Raw genomic sequence first — 17604 nt, forward strand, 5'->3', positions numbered from 1 at the left:
TCTTATCAGCAAGGACCCCATGCAAACACGGTTATCGTCTCACATCACTCAATTCCTCACATCACTCAATTCCTCAGCCTGCGTTCCTGCCGAAATCCACCCTACGCCCGCGGATCTGCTCTTCATGAAAAGAGCGTTGTGTTCGCAGATTAGTAGATTAAAGATCGTCAGTTGAAATGGAGAGGGCTTCTTTACCTCGGTTCCAGGCGCAGCTCGAAAAGCTTCTTTTGGTCCTGCGGGACAACTGAATCGGAGAACTCGAAAAGGTCAACCAGGCGCGTTTGGCTGCCGGCTGGCATGAAATTCGAGACATACATTGCGAACTGCGGCACGAGGTCCGAGGATACCAAGACCCGGTTTCCGCTCAACATGGTTTGATACGCAGCGCTTGCAGCCGTCGTCCAAGTAGAATCCGCCTCTGTGTCCGAAAGTGCCGGCATCCCCGCGACCAACCTGGTGCCCTGCTGAACCAACCCGGGCTCAAGTCCGACACACCGGATCTCCGGGTGATAGAAAGTCATCGCTAGGCACGTTCGATCCAGCGGCAATAGCAGCAAGTCTCCCTTCTCCCAAATCCGGCTGAGTCTGACTGCGAGTTCCTGCCTGGCATCGCTCTGTGAATGTTTTTGGAGAATTCCTCCGAAAAGATTCCCACCCAAAAGAGCAAGAATCCACACAACGAGTGCGATCCGCCGCCATTGTGACGCCGCGCTCCTGCCTGACGCCGTCTCAAGTCCCAATCCGCAGAGCAGCACCAGGGCCGGAAGTACCGGTGCCCAGAAATTCCGGTTCTGCGGCATCCACCATGCGGCGAAACCCGCGAATACGACAAGCCAGACGACAAGGAGTATGACCAACCCCGGGGCTGGAATCCTGGTGGATTGAAGCCGTGCGAATGCGGATACAAGACTCAAGACAACTGCCAAGGCCAGCCCCAGGAAAGGCAAGAACGCAAGAACGAAGCGAATATTCATGGCCGAGCCCGGACTCAGCCAGCCCTTTAGCGCAGTTCCGCCCAGGAACATGGAAGCTGCTCCGCGGAGCGTGTTCACGGGGGTCTGGGGACTGAACCGGCCACACCCTGCTGCAAACTCGGTTCGATAGCTCGTGACCCAGTGGACCATTCCACCAAGGCCCCGGGCTCCCGCGCCAAGAGTTGCCGCGAGCCAGTACGCCAACAATATGATTCCACAGGTCACGCCGAGGTACGTCAGCAGCGTGCGCGTGCGGAACGGACGTTCGATCCGTTTCCAGAGTACTGCGAGACAGAATGGAATTGCCAGGATCAGCTCCTGGTGGAAGAGCACCCCGGCCGCATTGACAAGCCCGAGCGCCCATCCCGTTGAGCGCCGCGCATTTCCGGTGAGGAGCAGGCGAAGCAGAAGGTAGAGAATGGAGTTGGAGAAAAGTATGAAGAATATGACAGGCTCAGCCTCGGTAGCCATGTGCCACATGTTGTAACTCAATCCGAAAACCAGCAAGAGTGCGGGAGTCAGAAATCCCGTGCCAAAAACTAGCGCAAGCGTTCTTGCGAAAATGACAAGAGCGACTATGGCGGCGGCCAAACTGAGTGTCTTGGCGGGCAAATCGACCCTGCCGGTGTAACCGAGCCCGCGCCAGAGCTCGAACCATCCCTTCCCGGAAAATTCAAAGACAAGGTGATGAGGATGCAGTAGATTTTTCAGGCCGCCCTGTTCGTAGTTGTGAAAGTAGTAGAGGGCATCCAGCGAGCTGACATGGGAAAATGTGAGCAGGTAGAGAAGGCCCAGGAGCAGAATCAGCCCGTATAGAACGAGGGAGTGGCGGCGAACTCGTTTCGTCGCCTCGGACGGATCAACCGCACGACCCGGCGTAGACGAGATCGAACGGAAGTTGTGATTGAATCCCCCCAGCATCGTGTGCAACCTTTCTCTTTGCGACCCGAATATCCAGGACGGAATATACGTCATCTCCGTTAATGTCGCACCAGTTAATCATATCATTAGGATCTCCGCTTCGCCTCGGCTGAGAAAAAGTGCAGCAGGTAGGATTGGAGATGTCCTTGAACCGACTTTCCGAAAATCTCTGGGCTCCCTTCTTGGACGAGGGAGCGACCCCGAGGGGGGCGAATTTGCGCTGTCTGAGGCCGCAGGCCGAGTTCGCAAATTCGAGTGAGCGAGTTCAAGAAGGATCGACATTTTCGGCAGGAGGGAAAGGACATCTCCAAGAAGAACCTTGCTTTTTCTCCTGATCTTTGTTTTCCTTCCTGCGTATCACTGCGGTGAAGCTCCGGGTCCCTGAAAGGAGAAAGCCATGAAGAAATCAAAGTCTCTGATTTTCGGCTTGCTTGCTTGTGGGTGGGTGGCGATCAGCATGGCATCGTATGTTTTCGCCGCCACTGGTGACGTGGAGAAATCTTTTCCCACTCCCCGCTCCTGCCCAACCGGCCTGACGTTTGACGGGAAGTATCTTTGGAATTGTGATCGCAAGACGGACATGCTTTACAAGATTGACCCTGACAATGGAAAAGTCGTCGATTCTCTTTCCTCGCCAGGATTTCATCCTTTGGGCCTGGCCTGGGACGGGAAGTTTCTGTGGAACGTGGATGCCGAGGACAATCTGATTTTCCAGATCGATGCCAAGACCGGCCTCGCTGTTAAGACCCTGACCTCTCCGTCTCAGACATCGGACGGTCTGGCCTGGGATGGGAAATTTCTCTGGATCACGGATCTGAATGGCAAGCAAATCCAGCAAGTCAGCACGGATGACGGAACCACGATCACCAGCATACCTGCCCCTTCATCCAATCCCTCCGGACTGGCCTATGATGGGAAATACCTCTGGGTCTCCGACCGGATAAGCAACATGATCTACATGGTTACTCCGGACAACGGAGATGTTGTTCTGTTTTTTGATGCACCAGGTCCATATGCCCGGGGGCTTGCCTGGGACGGCACGAGCTTGTGGAATGTCGATTACCAAACGGATCAGGTCTATAAACTGACTGTGCGCGGAAAAGAGACTTTTACCCGCAGCGATGAGAAGCTGGAGTTTCTGGAATACACCAACCAGGTCAGAAACTATGGACCGGGTGTGATAAAAGACTTGGACGTGTATTTAGCAGTGCCGGAGAATCTGAACAATCAGGAAATTGTCGGGCAGATCGAGTACTATCCTCCGCCCAATGATTTCCTGACGGACCGCTGGGGACAGAAAGTAGCACACTACAAATTCCAGAATCTTGAAGCCACCAAATTCTCCTCGGTGAGCATGAAGGTCAAAACAAGGCTCTACAAGATAAGGTATTTCATATTTCCGGAGATGGTGGGCTCACTGAAAGACATACCCAAGTCAATCACGGACAAATATCTGGCAGATGATACCAAATACTCTCTCAGCGATCCTTTCATACAGAAGTCTGCCAAGGAGGCAGTTGGGGATGAAACCAATCCGTACTGGATCGCCAGAAAGATATTCAGCTACGTGATCGGTCACATGGAGTACCAGTTGGCAGGCGGATGGAATATTGCGCCGACCGTGCTGAAGAGGGGAACAGGTTCTTGTTCGGAGTACAGCTTCGTATATATCGCCCTGTGCCTTGCCAGCGGACTGCCCGCGAGATATGTCGGCTCTGTTGTCATAAGGGGCGATGATGCCTCGGATGATGACGTGTTCCACCGGTGGGTTGAAGTCTATCTTCCCAACTACGGGTGGATTCCGGTTGATCCTTCCGGCGGTGACAACCCAAGCCCGTCGGCGCAGGCCAATGCCATCGGTAATCTGAACAACCGTTATCTGATCACAACGACAAGCGGCGGCGGATCGGAATATCTCGAATGGACATACAATTCCAATGAACGATGGACCTCTCTTGGCAGGTGCAAAGTCCGGGCGGAGTCCATAGGCGAGTGGTCGCCGGCGAAATAGGCAGGAGGTCCCCGGCCTCCCTCTGCCGGAGTGTGCCGTCCCAGGAATCGCTTGACGAAATACAGTGGGTTTCACAAGGCACACTGCCAGGGGGTATGAGGGGGTCGTGGCCGACCCCCTCAGGGGTGACAGTGGAGGGATGCGACGAGTAGGAGCATCCTGAAGCGTCAGAGGGGCGGCAAGCCCCTATGAAAGTGTCGTGTCCTGGGGTAAACACGTAGACAAGGAATTTACGGACACGACACTTGTTTAGTGGCAGTCTTTGCAGACTTTTTCTTTCACGTCCAGCGCTTTGTGCTTTTCGACTGAGTGGCAAGCGCCGCACCCGAGGCCGGCTTCTTCGATGTGGAATTTGTGTGGAAGGTTTTTCCCTTTGTAGCTCACCTTCTCCGGTGAGCTGGTTCTTCTGTGGCACAGAGGAAGACAGTAGCCGTCAGGCAACCCTAGAATAGGGCTCACCGAGGCGCCGGTCTGACCGCCGACTTCTTTCACGGCCAAATCTGCAGACAACACGCTTTTCCTGAGAAGCTTGATTGCATGTTCCACATTGTGTTCACCTTTTCCTGCCCGAACAAAGTCGCAATTGAACTCAGCGATCTCCAGGAGGCCGGAAGCTTTCACCTTTTGGGAACCCCCGACGCCGGAAGAACGGACAATCGCCTCTGCATCCTTCAGCTTCGCCCTGCACTCGGCCTGAGCCTTCCTCATCACTCTCTTCCAGTCGTCAAGCATCAGGTCATAACCCTTCCCGTGGCATGAGACGCATGCTTCCCTCTGCGCTTCTACCCGCTTCTCGCCAAACAGGACTTCTCCGGATTCAGTCGCGTGGATGTGGCATCCGTTGCACGAAACCTGCGCTGCAAACATTCTGCTCGGAAGGTCTGGCACTCCTTGGCCGTCAATCCCCATGTACATTTCTTTTTCAGCATCGTGAAGTTTCAGATGGCAGCTCTCGCACCTGACTTCGAGCGGACCCACCATGGCGACGTTCCCATGTTCAATCGGAGTGTGGCACATGAGGCAATCGACTTTGTGCTTCGAAATGTGGGTTTCGTGGATCAGCGGAACATCCTTCATCTTCTCGAATCTTTCCACATGACAGGAAAAACATCTTTCTTCTGGAACATCCCCGTATCCAGAGGTGACTTCTACATGGCACTGCTTGCACTTAACTCCGAGTTTCAGATATGACTCATGGCTGAAGGCAAACCCCTCGTGTTCCACGCTCCTTTTCGGCATGGCGTGGCATGAGGGGCATCCAGTCGCAGACTCACCCTTTCCAGCCGTCTTGAAGTGGCATAGGAAACACACTCTTTGCGTAACGGCCATATGCTCGCCCTGGACTATCTGGTAGTGACAGCTCGTACAACTGAGCTTCATTCCCCGTTTTGGCTTGTTGAGGTGGAGGGAGTGGTCAAACGCAATGCCGCCCCTGAACGCAGCCTTGGCCGTGAGCAATCCCTCTGCGTGACAACCTTTTTGGAGGCAGCTGCTGTTCTTGACCTCTGTCCTCGGTCTTTGATTGTAGGTCTTTGTCGCGTATTTGAGACTGGAAATAAGCAGCCTTGAAAGGGGATAGTCGTGGCATCTTGTGCACTCGACCATCCGGTGGGATGATGTTCTCCACTGCTTTATGTAAGGGACCATGTAGTGACAGTTTCCACAAAACGTAGATTCCCGAGTCCTGCGGGCAGAATAAGAGAGCCCAACAGCAAGGACGATCATGGCGGCAAAAACCCAGAACGCTTTGTTCTTGAGGACTCTTCTCACGGTGCGGCAGCCCTTTTGAGAATCTCAGGAGCTCTTAACGTTTTCACTTTCCTTCATCCCCTTTGCAACTTTTTCCCCGATCATTCTCTCATACTCGATTGGATGATGATGCAGCATCGTTGACTCCGTTATTCGTCCCGTGATCCATGCCCAATTCATGGGGAAGTTGTCGGGATTCAGGTGCGCGTTGTAGAAATGCCAAATGATGATTGCAAGCGTGGCAAGGAGACCTTCGTCACTATGCGCTTCTCTCGCAATGTCTGCAACAAATTTCGGGAAGACCCTCAATATGGCATTGTGAAACCAAAGGATTATCCCCGAGCCGAGCATTATCACCATGCCCCAATACACCGCCCAGTAGTCAAATTTCTCGACATAGCTGAATCTTCCGAAGCGCGGTTTGGTCTTTGAGATACCCAGGAAGTATTTCACCATCGTCAAGAAGTCCAGGAAGTCTTTTGGCCGCGGAATCAGTTCTTTGAAGTCGTGCCTTCCCTCCCTCGAGAAAAACGTATAAAAGACATGAAAAACGGCAACAAAGCCAAGTCCTGCCGCTCCGACCCTGTGTATGAGCCCGCTTGTTTTGACACCTCCCATCAAGCCAAAGAAGACACGTGCCCAGCCGGTTTCGTGGAACTTGAGGGGAATCCCGGTGATAATGAGGACAAGACAGCTTCCGAGGAGCACCCAGTGCTGAATTCTGAAGGACAAGCCGAATCTAAGATACTCTTTTTCCTTTGGCTTCTCTTCCTTCTTGGACAGCTCTGCTTCCAACTCTTCCTTGATTCTCAGAACACGATTTCTCACTTCATCCGAGAGTTCGGCCTTCAGCTTCTCTCTTAGCTTCTCCTCCAACTCTGTGCTGACTTTGCCCTTGAACTCGCGTTCGATCGTATCTCTGAGCGTCTTCTCTATGTCGAGGTCGAGCTCGCGCAGCATGTCGTTTTCGGTATTCTTCCCGGGGTTCCGTCTCAACTCAACCTCACTCTCTTAGCGTTTTCTTTCTCTTGCCCTTCTCGACAGATCCAGGGCCATGTGTGCGAGCAAGCCAAGCATCACCGAAATGGTAAGCCACTTGAAGAAGAAACTCACATAGAAGATAGCACCGGATTCCTTCTTCTTCGGGTCAACGTGAATCCTCCCCTTTGCATAGTTGATATTGGCTCCGGAGTGGCATTTCCCGCAAGTGGTCGGAATGTTCTTGATATGGACAGTTGAGCGTAGATCGTCCGCCGCCCTGATGTCGTGGACGCCGTGGCAGCTTGCACAGCTGGCCACGGTTTTCATTCCGAACTTGATTCCGATTCCGTGGAAGCTGTCCTCAAAAGTCTTGACTTGCCCCGTCTTTATCCCGTATTTGCTTGCAATCCCCTTTGGGGCATGGCACTTGGGACAAGTCTGCGGGATGTTCGTTAGATAGACCGTCGATTCGGGGTTTTCGGGCGACTTTATTGAATGCTCCCCATGGCAGTCCGTGCAGACTGCAGAGTCAAGTTTTCCTTCCTTCACGGCCCTCCCATGAATGCTCTCTCTGTAAACGGAGTAGACCTCCAGATGGCACCTTCCGCACGTTTCAGAAATCGTTCCTCTCCACATTCCTGACTGCGGGTCCGCATGCTTTCGCACGTTATGCGCACCGTGACAATCCTGACAGACTGGAGCCTTCTGATTTCCCGCTCTCGCCGCAATGCCGTGGACACTCTCGGCATACTCTGTGTACTTGACCATCTGGGGCGCTCCAGCCGGATTACCCCTGTAGTGACATCGCGTACAGTTCACTTTTTCGACAAGTTTTCCCTTGTGAGGTATCTCAACGACGTCCGAGTGACAGTCAGTGCACGCTTGTTTTGCATGAACGGAATTCTGGAGCACCCACTCGTCGACATAAAGAGAAACCAACTTGCCTGTGGGCTGGATCTTTCTCAACTCTCTTTTACCGTGACAGATAGTGCATTTCGTCAAAGCCAGGATATCCTTCGATGATAGAACGAGGAGCGAGAGAGAAGCGGCGACGAGTCCGACAAACAGGAATGAGAAGCTTCTTGGCATCGGCAGTCTATTCGTCCCTGAGCTCCCCCTGCCTGAGAAGTCTTTCGTACTCGGCGGGATGAATCTCCTTCAATTCGGACAGTGGAATTCTTCCGGTAAGCCAGGCCCAGTTGAAAAAAGGCCTTCCAAACCGTACGTGAACGTTATAAAGATGCCACAGAAAAAGGACCATGAACACGAGTGTTCCCTGATATCCATGTACAATCAATGTGATGTCCATCAACCACTTCGGCATCACTGCCATCGCTTGGCTCGGAAACCAGAGAAGAAAACCGGTTAATATCATGATGCCTACGCCCAAGACCACGGCCCAGTACTGAAGTTTCTGCAGCCCGGTATATCTGTCATACATCGGCCTTTCCTTCGAGATGCCCATGTTGTGTTTCAAAGCTGTCCAGGAATTCCTGATATCCTTCGCTCGCGGCACGATGGCCATGAACTCCCTGTGTCCCCTTTCACCAAAAAGAATTTGGATGAAGTGGCCGGCCACAACAAGAAGAAGCGCCGCTGCGGCTATCCTGTGGATTAGACCTCGCAATTCAATCCCGCCCTCAAGGGCTATTAAAGTTCTGGCTACCAGGTTCTCATGGAATCTGAGAGCAAGGCCCGTCAGTGCCAGAACAATAAGTGAGGAGAAAAGGATTATGTGCTGAATCCTCTGCCCCCGGGAAAATCTCAAAACCTCTTTTTCCGGTCTCATGGATTCTCTATCGAACCCCCTTAGCCGATCCGTCTTTTCCTTCTTCTTCCGAGAAGATCAAGGACTATGTGAATCACAAATCCCAGAACAAGTACTGCTATGAACCATGTGTAGAATAACCGCACAAAATAGACTCCGGGCGCTTCTTTGCGTGTCACCTCAAAATGAATCTTCCCCCTGGCGAAGTTTTCGCCGGCGCCGGGATGGCATTTCCCGCACGTCACCGGAAGATTTGCAGGATTCGTTGCCGAGCGCGGATCACTCGATGGTCTTATGTCGTGAAATCCGTGACAGCTGGCACAGTTTGCCACGACTGCCTTGCCGTACTTGTTCGCAATGCCATGGAAGCTGTCTCTATAGCTCTCAAGCTTCTTCGCCGAGAGTCCGTATTTGCCAACGATCCCGACTTCTTCATGACAGCGCGAGCATGTCTCAGGTATGTTCTCCGGTGAGACTTTGGACGCCATCACTCCTTTGAGTTCGATCGAGTGCTCGCCGTGACAATCCGTGCAGACTGGGGCTTCGATGATTCCCTTAAGAAGAGCTTCACCATGAACGCTCTCCTGGTATTTTTCATAGATGAGAAGATGGCACCTGCCGCAGGTCGCAGGTATGTTTTTTCTTGCTACGTTGCTTTTTGGCTCGTCGGCAGGTTTCAAGTCGTGCGCTCCGTGGCAATCTGTGCATGTTGGTGCGACAAGAAGGCCCTGAGTTGCAAGGATCCTTCCGTGCACACTTTGCTCGTAAGCTTTTATCACCGCCGGAGCCGGCATTTTTCCGTGTCTCGCAGTCACCTTCTCGTCTTCGTGGCAGCTTATGCAGAGTTTCACAATTCGCGTGTGGGAGACGGGTGAAAGCGGATTCTTCGGACCAAGAATCTTGTGCCCGCCGTGACAGGTGAAACAGGTTGGCACATCGAGATTCGCACGGGCAAGCTGGACTCCGTGTATGCTTCGCAGATAAGACAAGGCCTCATCTTTGTGGCACGGCTGGCATGAGGTGAGGTCGCCTTTCGTCATTCTTGCCGCGCCCGATCGGACGGAATGCTCCCTGTGGCAGGCCATGCAGCGGGCCCCCAATCCCTTACTGTGGATGCTTGACGCAAGCTCGGCCACAACTTTCTTGTGACAGGATGCGCAAGTCTTTCCTTTGGGTTCCCTTGCCGTGTGCGCATCGTGACATGATGAGCAAGCAGGCAGAGGGGCCCCTTGCCGTGGTGCTTTGGAATGAGCGTTTTGACGAAAACTCACGTCCTTCCCGTCCTTGTGACAGTCAAGGCAAAGGGCGGCAAGTACCCGCCCGCCCGCAGGGGAACGCGGATCGGCCGCACCGTGAGTCCCATGACAAGACTTGCAGCCTCCCTTAATCTTGACATGGTGCCCTGCAGCAAGTTTCTTTCCGGTTGAAGCATGGCATTTTTCGCATGCCACGGTTGGAAGTTTTTCGTCATGAGGAACCGAAGAAATTTCCCCGTGACAGGACGTACAGGAGAGCTTCTTGTGGGTAGATGCGTTCAACACACCCAGGTTCACAAAAAGCGAAATCTGAGTCCCGTCTTCCTTTTCCGTTACGAGTTCCTTGTCTGAATGACACTCCATGCATTCATCATCCGTCACCAGCGAGAATGAGAGCGCAGGCATGAGAGTGATTCCCAGAAAGAAAATCAGAGCGCAAGAAGCCCGCGAGAAAAACGGCGGAACCGCCAGCCCCAAGTCCGCAGTCCGATGAGCAGGGATGAAGAAACGCATCATCTTTTTCCTCTCATTTTCTCCCACGATCCTTCTCCGCGGGCGAATCCTTTGTATGAGCTGACTTAGATCCATCGGTATTCTTGCCGGCAAGAACAACTCTCTCATACTCCCGGGGGCGCTTCTTGAGCTCCTCAATGCTCATCCTTCCGGTCAGCCATGTCCAGTTCATTGGATAAGTCTCCGGATGGAACATGACATGGAAGAAGTGCCAGACGACAACTGCGAGAACGGCAAGCCAAGCTTCATAGTAATGTATTGCCCTTAAGAGGTCAAGAATCCACCTGGGGAAGAAGCGCATAAAGACATCCGGGAACCACATCGGAAATCCCGTCACCATCATAACGACCGTTCCCCAGGCAAGTGCCCAGTACTCCAGCTTCTCGGCATAGATGTATCTGCCGAAATCAATGTCTTCGCGAGTGCCCAGGGCGGCACGTTTTAGCAGCAACAAGCCATGCTTGGCATCTTTGAAGGACGGAAAGATCTCCCTGACTTCTTTCCTTCCCCGCCCGGTCCTGATCACGTAATAGACATGGTAAAGGCAGACTCCCGTCAGCACCGCTGCCGCAAGTCTGTGGAGAAATCCCCGGAAGACGGCCCCAGTCTCAGCTCTGACAAGCCAAGAAGACCACCACGCATCCGGGAAGTGAAGAGCAAAGCCGGTGATGGCGAGAACCGAGAAACTCGTGTTCGTCAGGATGTGTTGTATCACCACGCTCTTCGAAAACCGCACTGCCGAGTCCGCTCTGTGCTTCTTGTAGCTATTGACGAACTCTCTTCCCATGACAACAGTGTTATGGCCGAGCATGCCTCCGATTGTGAGAAGAATGAGCCAGAAATAGATCTTCCGCACAATCATCGTCACGGCATCCTTCTGTTTCGACGCGTGCACGGTTCCCTTTGCGAAGTTGGCGCCTGCCCCGGGATGGCACTGGCCGCAAGTATGGGGAAGGTTTGCCTTGTTCACTGACGAAAGCGGATCAGACGAGGCTCTTATGTCATGCGTTCCATGACAGCTTGCACAGTTAGCCACGACCGGCCTTCCGGCTCGTGATTCGACACCGTGGTAACTATCAAGAAATCTCGTGACTCTCTGAGAGACCACTCCGTAGTGGTCAACAATTCTCTCTGCCGAGTGGCATCTCGGGCATGTCGTCCTGCTTATTGTTGCTGAAGATATGGTGGAGGATTTCTCCCGGGCCGTTTCTATAGTGTGCTCGCCGTGGCAGTCCGTACAGACCGGAGCATCCGCTCTTCCTGCCCTCATGGCCTGACCATGAATACTGGCGTTGTACACAGTGAGAATCCCGATATGACATCTCCCGCAAGTCTCAGGGATGTTCTTGCGGTTTATCGGAGAACGGGGATCACTCATGGGCTTCAGGTCATGACTTTCGTGGCAGTCGTTGCAGAGTGCCACTCCCATGATTCCTTTTTCTTCCAGGGTTTTCCAGTGGATGCTGCTCAGGTACGAAGGGAACGGCTCTCTGTGCCGGCCGGTTTCCTGGCGAAAGGCCTCCCGCCCTTTCTCAACACCTTCAAGGTGACACTTAACGCAGACCCGCGGAAGGTTCGCAGGGAAAACCAAAGACTGTCTGTCGGCGGCTTTTCTTATGTTGTGTGAACCGTGGCAGGAATAGCATTCGGGTGCTTTCGGATTTCCCTTTCTGAGCTCCTGACCATGAATGCCCGTGTCAAAAAGACGGCTCTCCCTGCCGTGACACTTTCCGCATGTAGGTCTCGGCGGTTTCTTGGGGTGCGGCACTGCTCCCATACCCTCATGGCATGCAGTGCAGCTGAGACTTCTGTGGATGGAGCCTTTGAGGATGCTTGCGTCAACGAATGGAGGTGCCTTGCCGGCTTTCTTTCGGGCAGGCTGGCTAGTTGAATGACAGGAGGCGCATGAAGCACTTTGAATTTGCGATGCCGCGAGGGAGTTTCCAGACCCACCGAGAATGGGACCGGATGCAATTAGCAAGGAAACTAGTACTCCCGCGCCAATGAGCTTTCGGAGAGCTGCATTGCCGGAGGAACTCCATCTCCTTGTGATTGGCATCCCAAACCCCTCCGCGTACGTTTCCGGGACCTGTAAGACATATATCAAGATAAATCGGGTGGAAGGAGAGCTGAAACCCGAGGCCCCACTCCGGCACAAGCTACACTAAATCACTGCAACTTTCAAGACGATTTTAGTTCCTGGGTATTCCGGCGTCGGAGGTGTGGTCGTGCAGGAGGCGGGTTTGGAGATGTCCTTGGACCGACTTTCTGAAAATCTCTGGACTCCCTTCTTGGACGAGTGAACGCTCTTTGCAGTTGCCTAACAGGGAAGGTTCCGTGTATCCTCAGCCGAGTCACCTCTTTTGTTGTGAATCGCGGCGGAGACAGAGAGGCCGGATGGGAAAGACGCAGGCAAAAAGGAATCAGGCGGAGGCGTGATGCAGAGGAAAAAGAGAGGCAGAGCTTTCCTCAGTTTTCTGGGTATCGACACGCCGGAGGACAGGAGATTCCACATTCACCTCAGGCCGCGTTTCTTCAAGTGGCTTGCCGGGATAGGCATCTTGATTGTCCTCGCAACGGCGGGACTGATCGAGTATTCGACTAGCCCGCGCTTCTGTGACTCATGCCACATCATGAAGCCCTACTATTATGCGTGGAAGACTTCCGGCCACAACAAAGTTGCCTGCGTCAAGTGTCACTACCCCCCCGACAGGAAAGGAGCTATTTGGCTCAAGTTTCAAGCCAGCGCCCAGGTCGTCAAATACATAACGAGAACATACAATCCCAAACCTTACGCAGAAATACAGGATGCGAGCTGCCTGCGTTCCGGCTGCCATTCTAAGAGACTGCTTGAAGGCAAGGTGACTTTCAAGAAAGGGATAGTCTTCGACCACAAACCGCATCTTCTTCATCTCCAGAGAGGCAAGAAACTTCGGTGCACAAGCTGCCACTCCCAAATCGTCATTGGCACGCATATAGAGGTGACCGAAACAACCTGCTTCCTCTGCCATTTCAAAGGGGAAAGGAAGGGACGAGAACTTGAGCCAATTGGCGGATGCCCTTCATGCCACGAACCTTCGGAGAAGGTGTTCACGATCGGCGAAGCTACATACAAGCACAAGGATTTTGTGAAGAGGCCTGGTGTCAGGTGCCAGGATTGCCATCTTGACATAGTCCAGGGTGACGGTAATGCCCCAAGGGAAAGGTGCTTTGCGTGCCACAACGAGCCCGAGAGGCTGGCTAAATACGACGACATCACGTTTATCCACGACAACCATATAACAAAGCATGGAATAGAGTGCACGCAGTGCCATCTGGAAGTGAAGCATGAGGTGAAGACGGCTCGTGAGCCCCTTGAGTATGACTGCAGCGTCTGTCATGTCGGAGAACATGGAGGTCACGGGAAAATGTACCGGGGCGTGGGGGGGAAAGGAGTGCCGTCAATGCCGGACCTCATGTATTTGACGGGGGTGGACTGCACTGCCTGCCACGACCTCAAGATGGTACCCGGGAAAGCAGCCCACTTCAAAGGTCAGACTTTTGTCCCTTCCAGAGCGGGGTGTGTGAAGTGCCATGGGGAATCGTACGGGAGCCTCTTGAGTGTGTGGAAAAACTCAACTCAGGAAGCGCTTGCCAGGCTTAACCCCAAGCTGAGTGAGACAAGGGCGCAGCTTGCTAGGGGCAAGAAGGCGTCACCCGCCATTCAGAAACTCATCGATGATGCTGAGTACAACATACGATTTGTTTCCCTGGCGAAGGGAGCGCATAACATCTACTATGCCGCAAGACTCCTTGAAGTTGCCGATGACTGGCTCGACCAGGCGAGGGGCAAACTTGCGCTTGAACCGAATTCGCTCAAGGGAAACAGAATTCTGAATGGAACCTACTGTGCTACTCTTTGCCACTCGGGAATTGGGGTCAAGACTCCCGACGAAGTGGTCTTCCAGGGCGAGCGGCTGCCTCATGCAGACCACGGTTCCAAATGGAATGTTCCCTGCGCCGGCTGCCATGCCGTCGAGAATCACAGGCAGCTAAGGAAGGATATGACCAAGGGTGACTGCATGGCCTGTCATCACAAACAGAAAGATGCTGATTGCACCAAGTGCCACCAGGAAACAGCATCGTTTATCCAGGGCCCCCCGCCCAGTTCCATGGCCGGCCTGGGCTGCACAGACTGTCATGAACTTTCCGAGAGGCATTCGATGGGCAAGGTTGCATCAAAATGTGAGTCGTGCCACTCAAAAGACTACAGAGATATCTTGAAGGACTGGAACGGAGAAATTGAGGCAAACAGGAATGCTCTTGGGAAGTTGATTGAATCCTGCGAGAAGAGACGACTGAACCGGGATTCACTTTCGATTCTCAACGAGGCAAAGAAGGACTATGCGATGGTCTCGAAAGTGAAGGGCGTGCACAACCCTGAGTTTGCACTCAAGCTGCTCGGCGATGCGAAAGACAGACTTTGGGGCCTTGCCGGTCAGGCCGTGAAGCACTGACGAGTTTTCGTGGTTCCTGGCTGTCACATTTTCATCCGGCGCTCGAACGCTGCAAGGCCGGCAAGTACGGCTCCGACTCTGCACTCAGGACGTGACTCCGCCCGTCTCTCTCCTGACAGAACTTTGAGAGATATTTTGCCGGCTGTTGTCGATATAGAAACTGAGTTCCCGATGAACCCATTCCGCGACTTCAAGAAAAGGTTTCTCCTGAAGTTCAATTGTTACTCCAGCGCGAAATAAGATGCCAATCAAACTGAAGAAATTGACCTGGTCGATGTTTTTTCTTGCAATCCTGCTCGTCTGCCTTCTGGCTTCGGCAATTCTTTCTGGTCAGCAGGACAAGATCATCGGCTTTGACCATTTAAGGCATCTTAAACGCGGCGTCGCGTGTACGGGGTGTCACATAACAGTAACTGAGAGCTCCGAGGCGGCGGATAACAACCTCCCCCGGATGGGTATGTGCCTTGTCTGTCACAACGGAGAGAAGATTCCGGACGAGTGCTCACTGTGTCACCTCAATCCTGACGAGGCCGCTCCTTTCCCCAATCCACCCAGGGGAATAGTCTTCTCACACGGAGCCCATGCAGGAAGAGACATTGGCTGCCAGACCTGCCATGTCCTTAAGAAGAAGGGCAGACTCATGGGACTCCCTTCAATGGAAAAATGTGCTTCGTGCCACAACGGGATCGATGCAGCAAAAGAGTGCAATGAGTGTCATGCGGCAACCGAGGGCTTGAGGCCGAAATCTCACAACGCAAGCTGGAAAACGAATCACAAGGTTGCGTCACGGACCGGCGAGAATTGCGCTATCTGTCACGAAGAGAGCTTCTGCCAGGAATGTCACATGGGTGGAGTCGTCTTCAGGGCAAAGAGAGTCGAGAAGGATATCTCCGGCCTTCTCAAGCCTCCTCTTGAGAGTGGGGGGCATGCACTCAAGAAAACGCATGAGATGAACTATCGCTACACTCACCCGATTGACGCTGTTGGAAGAACCAGAGAATGCATCATCTGCCACTTTCAGAGAGATTTCTGCCAGGGATGCCATGTGAAAGAGGGGGTTTTTGGAAGGACCAGGCTTGCACCGAAACCTGCCTGGCATGGCGGAGGAGACTGGGGGATTCAAGGAGGATATGGAAGTGGGGGAGGACGGCACGCCCAGCTTGCAATGACGAACGCTGAGAGATGTGTGTCCTGCCACGAAACAGGAGATTTTCCAACCGATGCCGCGTGCCTCAAATGCCACACAGACAAACGTGCCGGGAGAGGGAATGACCTGAGAGTCCACGGGAGAGAAGTAGCCGAGAATCTCTGCAAAGAGGAATGGCACACGAGGAATAGTTCAGACGTGCTGTGCTATTTGTGCCACGACTACGCCAGAAGAAACCTCTCGGACGGATTCTGCAAGTACTGCCACGGCAAGGACTGAAGATTGAGTGCGCTCAGCGTACTTCGCAATCACGACCGCCGTGTTCTGATACTTGTTGCCTGCAGAAGCTTCACTGCCTTCGGTTTTTCAATCGTTTTTCCATTCCTCAGCATCTACATGCATAACGTAATGAAAATCCCAATGGCTGCAATCGGTATGTTGTTTTTCACCTCGAGTGTTGCGGGGGCGCTGGGGCAGCTCGTCGGGGGCGAACTTTCAGATCGTTTCGGAAGAAAGAGATTGTTGGTCTCCTCTCTTGCGATCAGGGCGTCCACGTTTTTTCTTATGAGTTTGGCCGTGCTGAAAGATCTGGGATTCTTTCCTCTTGCCGCTCTTATTGTCGTTGGCATGTTTTCGGGAAGACTCTTCGAGCCGGCAGCCAGCGCGATGATCTCCGATGTGACTCCGCCGGCCCGGAGACAGGAGGCCTATGCCCTTCTACGAATAGGCATTAACTTCGGATGGGCAATCGGACCGGCAATGGGAGGATTTCTGGCATCCTTCTCCTATGCATTCCTTTTCCTGACTTCTGGCATTGTCACTGTCATTGTCCTTTTCCTTTTGCTTGCGCGGCTCAAGGATTCGGGGACAGGAACTCGCTCCGAAAGAACCAGCCTGCGTGAGATGGCTCAGATCGTGCATGACAAGATCTTCCTTTCTTACAATCTGAATTCCTTGCTTCTTTTTCTTGTCGCGGGCCAGCTCATGGTTACTCTTTCGGTGTATGCCGTGGACTGGGTCGGAATTTCCAAGATTCAGCTTGGCTACCTCTTCACGTTGAACGGCCTCATGGTCGTATTCCTGCAGTTTCCGTGTGTGGCACTATTAAAGCGATTCCGTATGTCGAGGGTGATGGCCCTGGGGTCCCTGCTCTACGCTTTTGGGTACTTTTCTGCAGCTTTCGCCACAGGATTTGGATGTCTCATAGCAAGCATGATCGTGGTAACGCTTGGAGAAATCCTGGTGAGCCCCGCTTCACTCGCCCTGGTTGCCAACATGTCCTCACCTGAAAAATACGGCCGCTACATGGGAGTCTATGGTCTCTTTGATTCTCTCGGCCATTCTCTCGGCCCTCTCGTGGGCGGGCTTGCCATGGAAGGAAGTCGCGGCCAGCCGTTTGTTGTCTGGGGCGTGATCGGGGTGGTAGGCGTCGCTGCGTCAATCGGCTTTCTGGCCATCGGGAAGAGACTCTCGCCGGCCATTGATCACCCAAGAATGGAGATGACACCGGTTTCTGTCCCGATAGGCACTCCGACTGACGCATAAGCGGAGGGCAGAGCGAGGGGAGTTGTTCCTCTCCCCTTTTGGGGAGAGGGCAGAGTGAGGGGCGTTGTTCCTCTCCCCTTGGGGAGAGGGCAGGGTGAGGGCGGTTGTTCCTCTCCCCCTTTGGGGAGAGGGTAGGGTGAGGGGGTTCGTCCTGCCGCAGCGGGACCATCTTCTTCACTTGAACCTTGTGTTTAAGCAAAGTCAATATGTCCCCTTAACTGCAAAGGGAAAATGTCCCCTTTG

The 17604-nt window shown here is 53.3% G+C and carries 11 protein-coding genes; 4 read left to right on the forward strand and 7 right to left on the reverse strand.

Features of this window, described 5'->3' with window-relative positions; translation table 11 throughout:
* Positions 1-191: 191 nt before the first annotated feature.
* Positions 192-1904: a hypothetical protein gene (locus tag QME66_09855; protein MDI6809270.1), complete on the reverse strand. Its 1713-nt coding sequence runs from the start codon at positions 1902-1904 to the stop codon at positions 192-194.
* Positions 1905-2292: 388 nt separating this feature from the next.
* Here QME66_09855 and QME66_09860 point away from each other — a divergent pair, with 388 nt between their 5' ends.
* On the forward strand, positions 2293-3906 hold the full coding sequence (locus tag QME66_09860) for a transglutaminase domain-containing protein (protein MDI6809271.1): 1614 nt from the start codon (positions 2293-2295) through the stop codon (positions 3904-3906).
* 249 nt (positions 3907-4155) lie between these two features.
* Here the strand turns inward: QME66_09860 and QME66_09865 are convergent, their stop codons facing one another.
* The 6 genes from QME66_09865 to QME66_09890 are packed head-to-tail and all read right to left on the reverse strand — an operon-like array spanning position 4156 to position 12232.
* A complete protein-coding gene (locus tag QME66_09865) occupies positions 4156-5676 on the reverse strand; it encodes a hypothetical protein (protein MDI6809272.1) in 1521 nt (506 codons plus the stop codon).
* Positions 5677-5700: 24 nt separating this feature from the next.
* Positions 5701-6651, reverse strand: a complete 951-nt coding sequence (locus QME66_09870; protein MDI6809273.1) for a cytochrome b/b6 domain-containing protein — start codon at positions 6649-6651, stop codon at positions 5701-5703.
* A gap of 15 nt (positions 6652-6666) precedes the next feature.
* The gene (locus tag QME66_09875) at positions 6667-7725 is read right to left on the reverse strand and encodes a cytochrome c3 family protein (protein MDI6809274.1); all 1059 of its coding nucleotides are present in this window, start codon (positions 7723-7725) and stop codon (positions 6667-6669) included.
* A gap of 7 nt (positions 7726-7732) precedes the next feature.
* Positions 7733-8425, reverse strand: coding sequence for a cytochrome b/b6 domain-containing protein (locus QME66_09880; protein MDI6809275.1), 693 nt, complete (start codon positions 8423-8425; stop codon positions 7733-7735).
* 20 nt (positions 8426-8445) lie between these two features.
* Positions 8446-10200 carry a cytochrome c3 family protein gene (locus tag QME66_09885; protein MDI6809276.1) on the reverse strand — a complete coding sequence of 585 codons (1755 nt, stop codon included), beginning with the start codon at positions 10198-10200 and terminating at the stop codon, positions 8446-8448.
* Entirely contained in the window at positions 10187-12232 is a 2046-nt protein-coding gene (locus QME66_09890) for a cytochrome c3 family protein (GenBank protein ID MDI6809277.1), read from the reverse strand. Before QME66_09890 ends, QME66_09885 begins: the two co-directional genes overlap by 14 nt.
* A 379-nt stretch (positions 12233-12611) precedes the next feature.
* Between QME66_09890 and QME66_09895 the strand changes: the two genes are divergently transcribed.
* The 3 genes from QME66_09895 to QME66_09905 all read left to right on the forward strand — a co-directional run bounded on the left by QME66_09895 (position 12612) and on the right by QME66_09905 (position 17361).
* Positions 12612-14669 carry a cytochrome c3 family protein gene (locus tag QME66_09895; GenBank protein MDI6809278.1) on the forward strand — a complete coding sequence of 686 codons (2058 nt, stop codon included), beginning with the start codon at positions 12612-12614 and terminating at the stop codon, positions 14667-14669.
* A 241-nt stretch (positions 14670-14910) separates the two neighbouring features.
* Positions 14911-16095 (forward strand): cytochrome c3 family protein, encoded by a 1185-nt coding sequence (locus QME66_09900; GenBank protein ID MDI6809279.1) that lies wholly within the window; start codon positions 14911-14913, stop codon positions 16093-16095.
* 3 nt (positions 16096-16098) lie between these two features.
* Positions 16099-17361, forward strand: coding sequence for an MFS transporter (locus tag QME66_09905; GenBank protein ID MDI6809280.1), 1263 nt, complete (start codon positions 16099-16101; stop codon positions 17359-17361).
* The last annotated feature ends 243 nt before the right edge of the window (positions 17362-17604 follow it).

The sequence above is a fragment of the Candidatus Eisenbacteria bacterium genome, from assembly GCA_030017955.1.
Lineage (GTDB): Bacteria > Eisenbacteria > RBG-16-71-46 > JASEGR01 > JASEGR01 > JASEGR01.

Coding starts and splice junctions, on each gene's coding strand:
- QME66_09860 (MDI6809271.1), top strand. CDS start 2,293: ATGAAGAAATCAAAGTCTCTGATTTTCGGCTTGCTTGCTTGTGGGTGG.
- QME66_09875 (MDI6809274.1), bottom strand. CDS start 7,725: ATGCCAAGAAGCTTCTCATTCCTGTTTGTCGGACTCGTCGCCGCTTCT.
- QME66_09880 (MDI6809275.1), bottom strand. CDS start 8,425: ATGAGACCGGAAAAAGAGGTTTTGAGATTTTCCCGGGGGCAGAGGATT.
- QME66_09890 (MDI6809277.1), bottom strand. CDS start 12,232: ATGCCAATCACAAGGAGATGGAGTTCCTCCGGCAATGCAGCTCTCCGA.
- QME66_09895 (MDI6809278.1), top strand. CDS start 12,612: ATGCAGAGGAAAAAGAGAGGCAGAGCTTTCCTCAGTTTTCTGGGTATC.
- QME66_09900 (MDI6809279.1), top strand. CDS start 14,911: ATGCCAATCAAACTGAAGAAATTGACCTGGTCGATGTTTTTTCTTGCA.